The organism is Nocardiopsis lucentensis DSM 44048 (assembly GCF_000341125.1).
Classification (GTDB): Bacteria; Actinomycetota; Actinomycetes; order Streptosporangiales; family Streptosporangiaceae; genus Nocardiopsis; species Nocardiopsis lucentensis.
The window spans coordinates 1-13,874 of the sequence record NZ_ANBC01000168.1 but is presented as its reverse complement, the minus strand read 5'-3'; the positions used below and the strand labels follow the sequence as shown (position 1 = coordinate 13,874).

The window sequence follows — 13,874 nt, the reverse complement described above, 5'->3', positions numbered from 1 at the left end:
GCCGCCCCCAGAGCGGCGGGCAGCGCGTAGCCCAGTCCGCCCGCGCCCTGGGCGGAGTACATTCCCGCGTCCCTGGGGTCCCAGCCCGACCAGGCCCAGTACGCCAGGATGGTCATGTCCCAGAAGCTCGGAGCGGTGTCGGGCACCGCCTCGCGCACCGCCGCCAGCACCGCCCGCTCGGTGGTCAGCCCCTGCCCGTCCAGCCGCTCGGCCACGGTCCGCAGCACCCCGGCCACCTCCGCGGCCGTCCCCGGTGACTCCGGGCGGCGCCGGACGCGTTCGGCCAGTGCGGCCAGGGTCAGCGCGGCGTCACCGTGCACCCCCAAGGCGGGCAGGTTGGCCGCCAGCTTGCCCGCGTCGGCCTCCACCTGCACGACCCGGCCGCGCGGGGCCAGAGTGTGGTAGTTGCTCGACAGCTCGCCCAGCCCCGACCCCACGACCAGGAGGACGTCCGCGCCCTCCAGGAACCGTGTCGTGTGCCGGTCCTCGATCCACGATCGGAGCGAGAGCGGGTGCTCCCAGGGGAAGGCGTCCTTGCCGCCGAACGTGGTGGCCACCGGCGCCCGCAGCGCCTCGGCCAGCTCCACCAGCGCGGCCCGCCCGCCGGAACGGCTCACGCCGCCGCCCGCGAGGACCATCGGCCGTTCCGCCGCGTCCAGCAGTCGCGCGGCCTCGGCCAGCACCTCCTCGCGCGGGCGGAGCGGTTCGGGGTCGGCGGACACGTCCACGACCGGTGGCGTGCCGGCCGGCCCCAGGAGCACGTCCTGGGGGATCTCCACCAGGACCGGGCCCGCGGGCGCGGACGCGGCCGTGCGCCAGGCCTCGGCCAGGGCCGAGGGGATCTGGGCGGCGTGCCGGACCGTGACCGCCGACTTGGTGACCCCCGCGAAGTTCGCGGACTGGTCGGGAAGCTCGTGCAGGTAGCCGTGGCGTCCGCCGCCCAGGCCCGCGCTCGGCACCTGGGAGGCGACCACCAGCACCGGGGCGCTGGAGGCCCGCGACTCCTGAAGGGAGGACAGGGTGAGCAGCGCCCCGGGGCCGGTGGACACGAACAGCGGCGTGACCTCGCCCCTCACCCGGGCGTGCCCATCGGCGGCGAAGGCCGCGTTGTTCTCCACCCGGCTGGAGACGAACCGCAGCGGTGACCGGCGCAGCGCGTCGAACAGCCCCAGGGCGTGCTGGCCGGGGATGCCGAAGGCCGCCGTGGCGCCCAGCGCCGCCAGGGTCTCGACCACCAGGTCGCCGCCGCTGCGCGGCGCGCTCCCACCCATGTCCGCCCCTACCTCGCCTGGTTCAGGGCCAGCACGCTGACCAGGTCGTAGGCTACGTGCGAGGCCGCGGTCGCGGTGATCTGCGCGTGGTCGTAGGCCGGGGCGACCTCCACGACGTCACCGCCCACCAGGTTGCAGGTGGACAGACCGCGCAGGATCTCCAGCAGCTCGCGGCTGGTGATGCCGCCGGCCTCGGGCGTGCCGGTGCCCGGGGCGTGCGCCGGGTCGAGCACGTCGATGTCCACGGACACGTACAGCGGACGGTTCCCCACGCGCTGGCGCAGCATGTCGGAGATCTCGTCGACGCCGCGGCGCATCACGTCGGCGGCGGTGACGATGCCGAACCCGAAGCGGCGGTCGTCCTCCAGGTCCTTCTTGCCGTAGAGCGGGCCGCGGGTGCCCACGTGGGCGATCGCCTCGGTGTCGAGGATGCCTTCCTCGACGGCGCGGCGGAACGGGGTGCCGTGCGTGTAGGGCTCGCCGAAGTAGGTGTCCCAGGTGTCCAGGTGCGCGTCGAAGTGCAACAGGGCGATGGGGCCGTGCTGGCGGTACAGCGAACGCAGCAGGGGCAGGGCGATCGTGTGGTCGCCGCCCAGGGTCACCAGGCGCGTTCCGGCCTCGACGAACGTCGAGGCGCCCGCGTCGAGCGTCTCCACCGCGTCGCCGATCGAGAACGGGTTGACCGGGATGTCGCCGCCGTCGACCACCTGGAGGCGCTCGAACGGGGCCACGTCCAGGCCGGGGTTGTACGGGCGCAGCAGACGGCTGGCCTCACGGATGGCGGAGGGACCGAAGCGCGCGCCGGGCCGGTAGGAGACCCCGGTGTCGAACGGCACGCCCACCACGGCGATGTCCGCCCGCTCGACCTCGTCGATGCGGGGCAGCCGGGCGAAGGTCGCGGGTCCGGCGAAGCGGGGGACGCGGCTGGAGTCGGTGGGTCCGATCGGAGTGTTCATGTCCGTCCTTGTCTAGCGGCAACGTTGACGCAGGTCACAGCGCTGCGCTCAGACTAGGGAGCGGATGGGTTTCCTACTAGTGGTTCAACTGCACCGGTATAGTCATAAAACTAGATGAAATGACCAAACCAGAAAAAAGGGAGGTGGGCGCGTGGTCGTCTCCGTCGCCGGCCCCGACACCCACGCCGTCCCGTTGGGCGCCGTCCTCGCGCGCCGGGACCTGGCCCTGACCACCGTCGTCGACGCGGGCGACCCCGGCATCGTCTGGGCGGTGGTCAGCGAGCTGGCCGAGCCGGCCCTCTACCTGCGCGGCGGGGAGCTCGTGCTGACCGCGGGCCTCAATCTGCCCCGGAGCGCGGGCGGAGTGCGCGACTACGTGCGCTCCCTCGTCGAGGCGCACGTCAGCGCCGTCGGCTTCGGTGTCACGCCCGTGCACGACACGGTCCCCGCGCCGCTGATCGAGGAGTGCCGGAGCCAGGGTCTGCCGCTGGTCGAGGTGCCCCGTCCCACCCCCTTCGCCGCGGTCAGCCAGGCCGTGGGGGAGGAGTTGGAGGAGCGGCGCATGCGCGACCTGCGCCGCCTGGGGGAGGCCCACCAACAGCTCACCCGCGCAGTGACCGCGCCGGGGCCCGTCGACCGGGTCCTGGGCGTCCTGGCCGACTCCCTGGGAGCGTGGTCGGCGCTGGCCGCCCCCGAGGGGCTGCGCGCCAGCCCGGGGGCGCCGGAGACCCTGGACGAGGAGCTGACCGGGCTGGTCGCCAAGCTCACCGAGGTCGCCGGCCCCCGTAGCGCCAAGGCCGTCCGCGGCCCCGACGAGGTCTTCCTGCACACCGTGGGTACGCCACCGGAGGACCACGGCGTCGTCCTGGTGGGCCGCCCCCGCCCGCTCGGCATCACCGACCGCGCGGTCCTGCGCACCGCCACCGCCCTGCTGGACCTGCTCTCGCGCGGTCACGACGACGCCCCGCCCGTGCCGGGCCGCCTCCTGACCACACTGCTGGCCGACGGAGGGTTCACCGGTCCCGCCGCGCCCCTGCTCGCCGAGCTCACCGGGGCGGAGGGGGCGCCGGATCCCGCCTACCGGGTGCTGCGCGCCCTTCCCGCGGGGCCCGGACGGCACACGTCCCAGGCGGTCCCGCCCCTGCCCACCCAGGTCCTGGACACCGGAACCGGACCGGAACCGCACCTGCGGGCCGTCCTGTCCGACCGGGGTGAGAAGAGGCACCGGGAGCAGTTGGAGGACCTGCTCACGCGCGGCTGGATCGCGGCCCTGAGCGGCCCGGTCGCCCCGGAGGACCTGCCCGTGGCGGACCGCCGTGCCGCCGCTCTCCTGGAGCGGGCCCGTGCCGTGGGCGGGCCCCTGGTGTGGGAGGAGGACGGCGACCCCTTCGCCGGGCTGCTCACCCCCTCCGGGTCCGACGACCTCGCTCGCCGGATCCTCGGCCCCCTGACGGAGGAGACCGACGCGGCGCGGACTCTGCGCCGCACACTGCGGGCCTGGCTCGTCCGCCACGGCAACTGGGACCGGGCCGCCNNNCCGCCCTGGGCCCCCACCGCAACAGCGTCCGGTATCGGATCGGCCGGATCGAGCGCGACCTGAACGTGGACCTGGCCGACGCCGAACAGCGCATGCGCCTGTGGTTCGCGCTGACGCGGTGGCGGTCGGGGGACTGACCGGGGGATGATGGTCGACCAGGTGGCCAGGTTCGACCCGCCTCCATAGACCACCGGTGTGTCCGGGACCCACCCGGCCACGGAATCGGAAGTCGGAACCCGTGTCAGACGCCGAATCACGTGCACGTTCCGCGTCCGGCCACCCCGCTCACGGTCAACGCTGGACACTGGTGGACTCCGCAGAGAACGTGAGGAATGGGACTCAAATGTCGTTTCCCCCTCTGGACACGGCCCTTCCCGCCGGGGTCGACGCCCGTGAACACGCCAAGCTCCTGAGCCAGGTGCACGAGGCGGCCCTCAACGGCCGACCCGCTCCGGCCTCCCTCCGGCCGGTCATCGAGGACTCCTGGACACGCATGCGCCGCTTCGGAATCGACCCCGACAGCGGGCCTCCGCCGCGCATGGCCCTTCCCGACGAACTCTACCGGACCCGGACGGCCTCGCCGATCGCCGAGGTACTGCCCCTCATCCGTAGGTCCCTGGTCTCGGTCGCCGACGAAGCCGAGCACATCATGCTCGTCACCGACGCCGCCGGCCAGATCCTGTGGCGCGACGGGTCCCACCGCGTGCGCACGGTCGGCGACCGGGTGGGCCTCATCGAGGGGGCCTACTGGAACGAGGGCAACACCGGGACCAACGCCATCGGAACCGCGCTGGTCGTGGGCAGGCCCGTGCAGGTGTACTCGGCCGAGCACTTCGTTCGCAACCTGCATGCCCTCACCTGCGCCTGCGCGCCGATCCACGATCCGCGCGACGGGCGGCTGCTCGGCGCGATCGACGTCACCGGGCCGGTCTCGACCATCCACCCCTCCACCCTGGCCCTGGTGAACACGGTCGCCCAGCTGGCCGAGGCGCACCTGCAGAGCATCCACCACGAACACCTGGAACGGCTGCGGACGGTGGCCGCGCCCATGCTCGCCCGGATGGCCGGGCCCGCCCTGGTCGTGGACGAGGCCGGATGGACCGCGGCCGCCGTGCACATGGACCCGGTCCGCCGCGTGCTGCTGCCCACCCAACGCGAGAACGGCGCCGCCTGGCTGCCCGCCCTGGGCGAGTGCACGCTCGAACCGCTGCCCGGCGGCTGGCTGGTCCGCCCCCGCTCGGAGGAGTCGGCCGCGCCCACGACGGTCACGCTGGAGCTGTCCCGGGCGGCCTCCCCCGCGGTCACCGTCGCCGGTCCCAGCGGCGAGTGGACGCACCGGCTCACCCCTCGCCACGCCGAACTCCTGCTGATCCTGGCCGTTCACCGGGAGGGGCGCACGGCGGCCCAGCTGTCCGAGGACGTGTTCGGGGCCGCGGGCAACGTGGTGACCGTGCGCGCCGAGCTGTCCCGGCTCAGGCGTCACCTGGGCGGCATCGTGGAGAGCCGCCCCTACCGTTTCAGCGAGGAGGTACAGGTGCGGGTCGGGTGGCCGAGTGAGCGCGTGGACCTGTTGCCCGGGTCGCTCGCCCCCGGGGTACGCGCCCTCAGGCTGGCCGACCCGGGACGCCCCGGGTTCGTCGCGACGGGTGGGGGGATCGCAACCTAGTGCAACCGTTGCCTGGTCGGCGGGGATGGTGTGGACTGTTCTCACGCGGTCCGCACGGCCGTCCGTGCCGGGCGTGAGAGGGCGCGGCGCGGAACGGCACGGTGTGCGCGGCGTTCGCGGCCATCGGAGCCTTGAGGGGGGTTGCCAGGCGGAGACGAACGCGCGAGCGGACCGCAGGTGGTCCAGGGTGACGGGGGGAGCTCCCTGGACGCACCGACCGCACGGCGTGCCCCCGAGGTGGCTCCTCGGGGGCGCGCCGTCACCTCGTCACCGGGGTCAACCCCCGGAGGAGACGGGGTCTTCGGCGGTTCCGGCCCCGCCCGCCTCGCGCTCCGTCGCCCCGGCGGTGTCCCCCGCCAGAGCGGGCGCGCACTGGAAGCAGTCCATCGCGAAGACCTCGGCGCCGCCGACGCTTCCGTTGAACGCTCCCCGCAGCCCCTCGTCGCCCGTCTCCCGCTCGGCCAGGGTCCGTGGACTGAGGCGCCCCTCGAAGCGCACGCTCTCCCCGTCGCGGGTCGTGCCCGTGCAGTGCACTCGCACGGTCCTTTCATCGGTCCCGTGCTCCGCCCGTTCGTCGGCCTCCGCCGACCGCTGGTCCGCCTCGCTGCCCGAGGGGGTGATCGGCGGTTCGTTCGCGCAGGCCAGGACCCCGTCGATCGGGTGCCCCGCACGGGCGAAGGCACGTTCGGCCGCGGGGCGCAGGGCCGTGACCGACAGTGCGCCGGCGGCCCGCGCCATCTCCTCCCTCGCGGCCCGCGCCCGTTCCACGCGTGCGTCGTCGGTGGAGCAGGCGGTCGTGAGCACACCCGCCAGGGCCAGACAGGCCAGCGGAGTGAGGACGGCGGTGGCGCGGACTCTCATACTTCCCCCTGGGTCGCCGGGCCGGGTACGTGTGCACCCGGAGGTGTCCCACGAGACCAATGTCACTGATGTTTGCTATGTGCCCTATGTCCGACTCGCGGCAATAGGTGAAAAAGTGCTTCATGTTCTGGTCATCGGGGTGCGCCATCCGTGCCGAGTGTGGGTACCTTCCCGGGGACACGGCTCGAACGGACCACGAACTCCGGTCCACGACCGGACGGGCACCGCGTGTGTGGCGAACGGCGCGAAACGGGCAGCTCGTGGCGGAGACGAAACCCCGCTGGGCTACACTCGGTGCATTTACCGGTCCGGGAACACGCCCGGACCACCCGACCCGACCGCCGCACGCGTTCCGGCACCGCCCGGGGCGCCGTGTGAACCAGGGGGCGGCGCATGGCGTCGAACAGGGGACCGCGACCGGCCCCGCGTTCCACCCGTGGGCCACCCGACCGACCTTCCTTCCGGAGGTGGACCGTGTCCGCTGACCACCGAGACCAGCAGCCCGTACAAGGCTCGCGCATCGACCCGCACCTCGGCCGCTACGCACACCGAGCACAGGGCATGGTCGCATCGGAGGTCCGCGCACTCTTCGCCGTCGCGTCCCGGCCCGAGGTCGTCTCCCTGGCCGGAGGCATGCCCAACGTCGCGGCGCTCCCGCTCGACCAGATCGGCGAACTCGTCCGCGACGTGGTCGCCGAGGAGGGCCAGGCCGCCCTCCAGTACGGATCCGCCCAGGGCGACCCCGTCCTGCGCGAGCAGATCTGCGACTACATGACGCTGGAGGGCATCACCGCCAGCCCCGACGACGTCATCGTCACCGTCGGCTCCCAGCAGGCCCTCGACCTCATCACCCGCGTCTTCGTCGACCCCGGCGACGTCGTCCTGTGCGAGGCGCCCACCTACGTCACCGCCATCAACACCTTCGCCGCCTTCCAGGCCGACATCCGCCACGTGGCCATGGACGAGAACGGCGTCCTGCCCGAGGAACTCGACGAGGCGCTCACCCGCGCCGCGCGCGAGGGCCGCAGGGTGAAGTTCTTCTACACCATCCCCAACTTCCAGAACCCGGCGGGCATCACCATGACCGCCGAGCGCCGCGCCCGGGTCCTGGAGATCTGCGAGCGCCACGACGTGCTCGTGGTCGAGGACAACCCCTACGGCCTGCTGCGCTACGACGGCGACCCCCAGCCCACCCTCTACGCCCAGGGCACGGGCAACGTCATCTACCTCGGATCGCTGTCCAAGACCCTCTCGCCCGGACTGCGCATCGGCTGGGCGCTGGCCCCCGCGCCCGTGCGCGCCAAGCTGGTCCTGGCCGCCGAGTCGGCGATGCTCAGCCACTCCACGTTCAACCAGCTGGTCGTGCGCCGCTACCTGCGCACCTTCCCCTGGCGCGAGCAGATCAAGACGTTCAACACCATGTACGGCGAGCGTCGCGACGCCATGCTCGGCGCCCTCGAGGCGATGATGCCCGCCGGGTGCACCTGGACCCGGCCCGAGGGCGGCTTCTTCGTCTGGGCCACCCTGCCCGAGGGCATCGACGCCAAGGCCATGCTGCCCCGAGCCGTGGCCGAGCGCGTCGCCTACGTCCCGGGGACCGGCTTCTTCGCCGACGGCCGAGGCCGCGCCGACATGCGGCTGAGCTTCTGCTATCCGACCCCGGAGCAGATCCGGGAGGGCGTGCGCCGCCTCGTCGGAGCGATCGAGGGCGAACTCGACCTGCGTGATACCTTCGGCAGCACCCTGGCCCCGCCCACAGAGGGCCACCAGGCCCCCACCCCCGACCTGCCCTGACCCCCTTAGGGCACCCGCACTATGCCAGCACCACATGAGGAGGTCCGCGCCGTGGCAGACCTTGACCGCGTTCTCGTTCTCGCCGGGGGACTGTCCCCCGAACACGAGGTGAGCGTCCACTCCGGGCGCGGCGTCGCCGAGGCGCTGCGCCGACTGGACGTGGAGGTCCAGGTCGCCGACGTCGACGCCGCCCTCCTGGATCGGCTGTCCGACCCCCCGCCACAGGTGGTCTTCCCCGTCCTGCACGGCGCGGCGGGCGAGGACGGCGCGATCCGCGAGGTCCTGGAGCTGGTGGGGGTGCCCTACGTGGGGGCCCGCCCGGACGCGTGCCGCCTGGCCTACTCCAAGCCCACGGCCAAGGCGCTGCTGGCGGCCGAGGGGGTGCGCGTCCCGCGCGGGGCGACCCTGCCCAAGTCGGCCTTCCACGACCTGGGCGCCCCAGCGCTGCTGGCGCGCATGGCCGACCGCCTGGGCCTGCCCCTGTTCGTCAAGCCCGACCGGGGCGGCTCGGCGTTCGGCGCCGCGCCGGTCACGACGCTGCACGACCTGTCCGCCGCCCTGGTGTCCTGCTTCGCCTACAGCGACTCCGCGCTCGTGGAGGAGCAGATCCAGGGCACCGAGCTGGCGGTGGGCGTGCTCGACACGGGCGAGGGCCCCGTGGCGCTGCCGCCGGTGGAGATCGTGCCCGACGGCGGGGTCTACGACTACGCGGCGCGCTACACCGCCGGGCGCACCGAGTTCTTCTGCCCGGCCCGCCTGGACGCCGACGCCGTCGCGGCCGCCACCGAGGTCGCCCTGACCGCCCACCGCGTGCTGGGGCTGCGCGACCTGTCGCGCACCGACCTCATCGTCGGCGAGGACGGCCGGGTCACCTTCCTGGAGACCAACGTCGCCCCCGGCCTCACCGAGACCTCGACCTTCCCGATGGCGGCGGCCTCGGCCGGGCTGGACTTCGCGGTCGTGTGCCGGGAGCTGGCCCACCAGGCGCTGCTGCGCGGCTGATCCGGAAAAGGACCCGATGCCCCCCGCTCCCCGCGCCCGTGTCAGGGCCACCGCCGCCGTGCTCGCCCTGACCGTCGCCGGATGCGGGGCACCGGACGAGGAAGCCCCGCCGGAGGAGCGGCCGTCCCCCGGGCCGTCCCGACTCTCACGGGTGGACTTCGACGGCGACGGGTTCGACGACCTGGTCCTCGGTCTGCCCGGTGTCGAGGTCGGCGGGAGACCGAACGCCGGGGTCGTCGCCGTCGTCCCCGGTTCGGCCGACGGTCCCGACCTCTCGTCGGCCCGGGTGATCTCCCGCGCCGACGAGGGCGTGCCGGGAGCGGTCGCGCAGGACGACCGGTTCGGCGGCCGCACCTGGCTCAGCCCCGGTACCCTCACCGGGGACCTGGACGGTGACGGGTTCACCGATCTGGTCGTCAACGCTGGAGACCAGGGGGTCGAGGAGGCCGGGGAGCGGGGGCCGATCCTGCTGTGGGGGAGCGCGGACGGTCTCGGTGTGGGAGTCCCACTCGGGGCGGACGTCCCGTCCGGCTACGTGGACGCCGTCGGCGACTTCGACGGCGACGGGTACCCCGACCTCGTTCGCCTCGACCCCAACGCTGACATGGGGGCGGGGGGGTTCGGTCTCCTGTACGGCCCCTTCTCCCGGGAGTGGGAACCCGATCGCGTGGGCGACGTGCCCAGCGGGCAGGGCGGTGACGAGCTCAGGCTGACCTCCGGTGACGTGAACGGCGACGGTGTGACGGACCTGATCGGTTTCGCCTCCTTCGAGGAGATGGCCCACCCGACCCGGGTCTGGCTGGGGTCGGCCGACGGGTTCGAGGAGTACGAGGGCGCCGAACCGCTCCCGACGGCGGACCAGGGCACGGTCGCCGACGTCAACGGCGACGGGTACGGCGATCTGGTGCTGCGGCACGTCGGCCGCAGCGTCGAGAACCCGCCGTACATCCCCGGCGAGATCGTGGTCGTGTACGGCTCTGCGAGCGGTCCGGGTGAGCGGAGCACTCCCCTGAACCTGGACAGTGAAGGCGTGCCGGGGGCGTCGTTCGACGGTGACCAGTTCGCCCACGAACTCGCCGCGGGGGACGTGGACGGCGACGGCTACACGGACGTCGTGGCCGCGGTGATGCGCCCCGCCTCGGACGCGCCCTTCGACGCCGGGGACGTCGTGGTACTCAGGGGCGGCCCCGAGGGGCTCAGCGGGGACGGCGCACTCCGATACGGCGCGGAGGAGGCCGGGGCGCCCGTCCCCCCGCCCGCGGAGATGGACCGGTTCGACCACTACCGCTGGCCCGGCACCCGGATCCGGGCACTCGACGCCGACGGTGACGGTCTGGCCGACGTGATCGTGCGCCCGAGCCCGGCAGGCACCGGGCCGGACGCGGGGGCCCCGGGCTCCCTGTGGATGTTTCACGGTGACGGAGAGCCGACGGGGGGCCTCGACCTGACGGGGCTTCCCATCCCCACCGGAGACTAGTCCGGTTTCGCTCGGCCCTTCGCCTCCTGAGCACTCGCGGACATCGGGGCGCCCACGGGGTCGGGTTCGGCTGCGGCCAGTCGTTCGCATGCTGATGGTATTCAGATGTCGAACGCCTCGGGTGGTAGTGTTCGCGCCGCAGACCCCCTCACGCGCGGGGGACGGGACACGCGCCCCACGGACCCACCGCCCCGGCCCCGCGCACCGCTGAAGTGACGGAAGGCGAGCCACATGCGCACACGCGAGTTCCAGGGGAGACCGGTCGGCCGGGTCGGGCTCGGCCTCATGGGCATGAGCTGGGCCTACTCGGCCTCCGAACGCGATGACGCCCGGTCGGTGGAGCTGATCCGCGAGGCCGTCGACCTCGNGGTCTCGGGCGGCGGCCACAACGAGGAACTGGCGGGCCGCGCGCTCAAGGGCATCCGCGACCGGGTCGTTTTGGCCACCAAGACCGGTCTGGTCATGGACGACGCCGCGACCCTGGCCATGCACCGGGACGGCGGACCCGACCACGTCCGCCGCTCCCTCGACGAGAGCCTGCGCCGCCTGGGCACCGACAGCGTCGACCTGTACTACCTCCACCGCGTCGACCCCGAGGTCCCCCTCGCCGAGACCTGGGGCGCCATGGCCGAACTGGTCGCCCAGGGCAAGGTCGGCCACCTCGGGCTGTCGGAGGTCACCCGCGCCCAGGCCGACGAGGCGCACGCCGTCCACCCCGTCGCGGCGATCCAGTCGGAGCTGTCGCTGTGGACCCGCGACGCCCAGGGCGCCGCGGGTGGCAGCGCGGGCGGCTTCGGGGGTGTGGCCAACGACGGCGAAGGCCCCGGTGACGTCGTCGGCTGGTGTGCCGAGCACGGCGCGGTCTTCGTCCCCTTCTCCCCGCTGGGACGCGGCTTCCTCACCGGTACGGTCACCGCCGAGGGCCTGGAGGAAGGCGACCTGCGCGCCCGCCAGCCGCGCTTCCAGGAGGAGGCCATCCGCCGCAACCAGGCCCTCGTGGATGTGGTGCGGCGCGTCGCCGAGCGGCACGGCACCACGCCCGCCCGGGTCGCGATCGCCTGGACCCTCGCCCAGGGCGACCACGTCATCCCCATCCCCGGCACGAAGAAGTCGGCCTACCTGCACGACAACGCTGGAGCCGCCGACCTCGACCTGACCCCTGAGGACCTGCGCGAACTCGACGACCTGCCCACCGCCGTCGGCACCCGGTACTGAGCGGCGGCCCCGGGCCGGCTCCTGGCGGGGCCGACCCGGGGCCGGGACCGCGCGTCAGGCCCGCGCGAAGCCCAGGGCCTGCTCGACCCCGGCGCGGACGGTGTCCCGGAGCAGGGGGACCTTGTACCGGGTGCCGGGCAGCGGGGAGCACAGGTCCGCCAGCCCCTCCAGCGCCTCGTCGACCGCCGCGCCCGGTTCGGCTCCGGGGAGCGCGCCGACCAGCGCGTTCTCCACCTCGGGCAACCGGAGCGGGGTGCGTGCCACGCCCCCGACCGCGACCGCCGCCGACTCCACCGGCCCCTCGCCGCCGTCCGCGCACGCCAGGCGGACCGTCGCCTCCACGAGCGGCCACTCGGCGCGTGAGCGCCCGGTCGCCCGCAGGTAGGCGGCCCGCTCACCGGGTGTCGGCGCGGGCAGCGACACCGCCACCAGCACCTGCGACGGGTCCAGGACGTGGTCCCGGGCGGGGTCGGTCGCGTCGTACAGCTCCGCCACCGGTCGCTCACGGGTTCCGGCTCCGTCCCCGGTCCCGTCGCCCGCGATCTCCGCCACGGCGTCGTAGGCCACCAGGGCCACGGCCACCGTCGACGGGTGCGGGGCCACGCACGGGCCCTGGTCCACCACGACCCCGAGCAGGTGGTCGCCCTCCCGGGCGGGGCAGGAGTCGCCGCCGGTCTGGAAGCAGTCGAAGGCCGGGTTGCGCAGGTACCAGCACCGGTTGCGCTGGAGGAGGTTGCCGCCCAGGGTGGCCGCCCCGCGGATCTGGGGTGTGGCCAGGGCCCCCGCCGTGCGCGCCAGGGCGGGGTAGGCCTCGCGCAGCCGGGGGTCGGCGGACAGCTCGTGCACGCTGGTCAGCGCGCCCACCCGGGCTGATCCGTCCTTCCTCCAGTCGATCCCGCGCAGGGTCGGGACCCCGGTCAGGTCCACCACCGGTCCCGGGGCGAGCACCCCGTGGGCCAGGCACGCGGTCAGGTCGGTGCCCCCGGCCCGGGGCCGGGCCCCCGTCGCCTCCAGCCCGGCCAGGGCGGTGTCCAGGTCACTCGGTCGCGTCGTGGTCATCGCAGTCCCTCGATCAGTCGGTCCGGGCGGATGGGCAGGTCGCGCGGGCGCCAGCCGGTGGCGTCGAACACGGCGTTGGCCACGGCCGCGGACACGCCGACGGTGGAGACCTCGCCCAACCCCACGCCGCCTCCGGGCACGTGCTCGTAGCCCTGCTCGTGGAAGTACACCTCGGTCTCGGGCACGTCACCCAGTCCCGGGATGCGGTAGTCCTCCATGTTCTGGGTCAGCACCGCCCCGGTGGCGGGGTCGTCGCGCCGTTCCTCGAACAGCGCGTAGCCCACGCCCTGGACCACCGCGCCCTCGCACTGGTTGCGGGCCAGGCGCTCGGAGTAGATCCGGCCGGCCGCGATCCCGGCCCAGCAGTTGGTCGGCCGCACCCGCCCGAGCAGGGTGTCGACCTCCACCTCCATGACGTGGACGGCGCCGATGAGCCCCCGGCCCATCGCCATGTCCCCGCCGCCGGACAGGAGCGTGGACATCCGCTCCCAGCGGTCCAGGTTCCGTCCGCCGACCACGCGGACCCCGTCCGCCGCGGCGAGCGCCTCCTTCAGCGCCAGCTCCGGGACGGGGCCGGCGGCCGGGATCCGCGTCGAGTGCTCGCGCAGCGCCGAACGCAGTGCGTCGGCGGCCTCGGCGGCGGCCGGGCCCATGGAGTTGGTGGTCCTGCTGCCGCCCGCGCCGGAGCCGTGCACCGAGTCGCTGTCGCCGATCTCCACCCGCAGCGACGACGGCGGCGCTCCGAGCCGGTCGGCGACCACGTCGCGCAGGATCGTGCGGATACCGGTGCCGATGTCCTGGGTGGCCGACCTGACCACCACCGTGCCGTTCTCGACCGTCAGCTCCACCTTCGACTGCGGGCTGACGACGAACAGCCAGTTGCTCGCGGCCAGTCCCACGCCTCGGCGGAACCGGCCGGTGCGCCTGCCCCGGGGACGGTCGGTCCACAGCGGCAGGGTGGCGACCTCGTCGTACAGGGCCTTGCGACGGGCGTTGCCGTCCCAGCGCCGCCGCAGGCTCAGCGGGTCCTCGCCCA

Annotated in this window: 9 protein-coding genes and 2 pseudogenes (1 of these 11 running past the window's edge); 6 read left to right on the top strand and 5 right to left on the bottom strand. The window is 74.0% G+C overall.

Annotated elements, in window-relative coordinates:
• A pseudogene (locus D471_RS33160) lies at window positions 1-1,271 on the bottom strand (thiamine pyrophosphate-binding protein); its annotated part reaches 220 nt to the left of the window's first position; the annotation flags it as partial.
• Between the two features lie 8 nt (window positions 1,272-1,279).
• Window positions 1,280-2,227: an agmatinase gene (speB, locus tag D471_RS0105565; protein WP_017597715.1), complete on the bottom strand. Its 948-nt coding sequence runs from the start codon at window positions 2,225-2,227 to the stop codon at window positions 1,280-1,282.
• Between the two features lie 151 nt (window positions 2,228-2,378).
• Between speB and D471_RS33155 the strand changes: the two are divergent.
• Together D471_RS33155 and D471_RS0105555 are read left to right on the top strand one after the other, a co-directional pair.
• Window positions 2,379-3,901, top strand: a pseudogene (locus D471_RS33155) (PucR family transcriptional regulator).
• A gap of 206 nt (window positions 3,902-4,107) precedes the next feature.
• Window positions 4,108-5,430: a helix-turn-helix domain-containing protein gene (locus tag D471_RS0105555; protein WP_017597714.1), complete on the top strand. Its 1,323-nt coding sequence runs from the start codon at window positions 4,108-4,110 to the stop codon at window positions 5,428-5,430.
• 276 nt (window positions 5,431-5,706) lie between these two features.
• Here D471_RS0105555 and D471_RS0105550 read toward each other — a convergent pair whose 3' ends face one another.
• Window positions 5,707-6,291 carry a hypothetical protein gene (locus D471_RS0105550; protein WP_017597713.1) on the bottom strand — a complete coding sequence of 195 codons (585 nt, stop codon included), beginning with the start codon at window positions 6,289-6,291 and terminating at the stop codon, window positions 5,707-5,709.
• 561 nt (window positions 6,292-6,852) lie between these two features.
• On the opposite strand from D471_RS0105550, the gene D471_RS0105545 reads away from it, so the two are divergent.
• From D471_RS0105545 to D471_RS0105530, 4 genes are all read left to right on the top strand, one after another.
• The gene (locus D471_RS0105545) at window positions 6,853-8,085 is read left to right on the top strand and encodes an aminotransferase-like domain-containing protein (RefSeq protein ID WP_017597712.1); all 1,233 of its coding nucleotides are present in this window, start codon (window positions 6,853-6,855) and stop codon (window positions 8,083-8,085) included.
• 51 nt (window positions 8,086-8,136) lie between these two features.
• The gene (locus D471_RS0105540; RefSeq protein WP_017597711.1) at window positions 8,137-9,087 is read left to right on the top strand and encodes a D-alanine--D-alanine ligase family protein; all 951 of its coding nucleotides are present in this window, start codon (window positions 8,137-8,139) and stop codon (window positions 9,085-9,087) included.
• 16 nt (window positions 9,088-9,103) lie between these two features.
• The gene (locus D471_RS33150) at window positions 9,104-10,564 is read left to right on the top strand and encodes an FG-GAP repeat domain-containing protein (protein WP_017597710.1); all 1,461 of its coding nucleotides are present in this window, start codon (window positions 9,104-9,106) and stop codon (window positions 10,562-10,564) included.
• Window positions 10,565-10,795: 231 nt separating this feature from the next.
• A complete protein-coding gene (locus D471_RS0105530; protein ID WP_017597709.1) occupies window positions 10,796-11,779 on the top strand; it encodes an aldo/keto reductase in 984 nt (327 codons plus the stop codon).
• Between the two features lie 54 nt (window positions 11,780-11,833).
• On the opposite strand, the gene D471_RS0105525 is transcribed toward D471_RS0105530, so the two are convergent.
• Complete coding sequence (locus D471_RS0105525) at window positions 11,834-12,838, bottom strand: FAD binding domain-containing protein (protein ID WP_017597708.1); 1,005 nt, start codon at window positions 12,836-12,838, stop codon at window positions 11,834-11,836.
• On the bottom strand, window positions 12,835-13,874 hold a 1,040-nt coding region (locus D471_RS0105520), incomplete at its 5' end, for a xanthine dehydrogenase family protein molybdopterin-binding subunit (RefSeq protein ID WP_017597707.1). The genes D471_RS0105520 and D471_RS0105525, both read right to left, overlap by 4 nt.

Excerpts from the sequence above, each read along its gene's own strand:
- D471_RS0105525 (WP_017597708.1), bottom strand. The coding sequence starts at position 12,838 with ATGACCACGACGCGACCGAGTGACCTGGACACCGCCCTGGCCGGGCTG.
- speB (WP_017597715.1), bottom strand. The coding sequence starts at position 2,227 with ATGAACACTCCGATCGGACCCACCGACTCCAGCCGCGTCCCCCGCTTC.
- D471_RS33150 (WP_017597710.1), top strand. The coding sequence starts at position 9,104 with ATGCCCCCCGCTCCCCGCGCCCGTGTCAGGGCCACCGCCGCCGTGCTC.
- D471_RS0105545 (WP_017597712.1), top strand. The coding sequence starts at position 6,853 with ATGGTCGCATCGGAGGTCCGCGCACTCTTCGCCGTCGCGTCCCGGCCC.
- D471_RS0105555 (WP_017597714.1), top strand. The coding sequence starts at position 4,108 with ATGTCGTTTCCCCCTCTGGACACGGCCCTTCCCGCCGGGGTCGACGCC.
- D471_RS0105550 (WP_017597713.1), bottom strand. The coding sequence starts at position 6,291 with ATGAGAGTCCGCGCCACCGCCGTCCTCACTCCGCTGGCCTGTCTGGCC.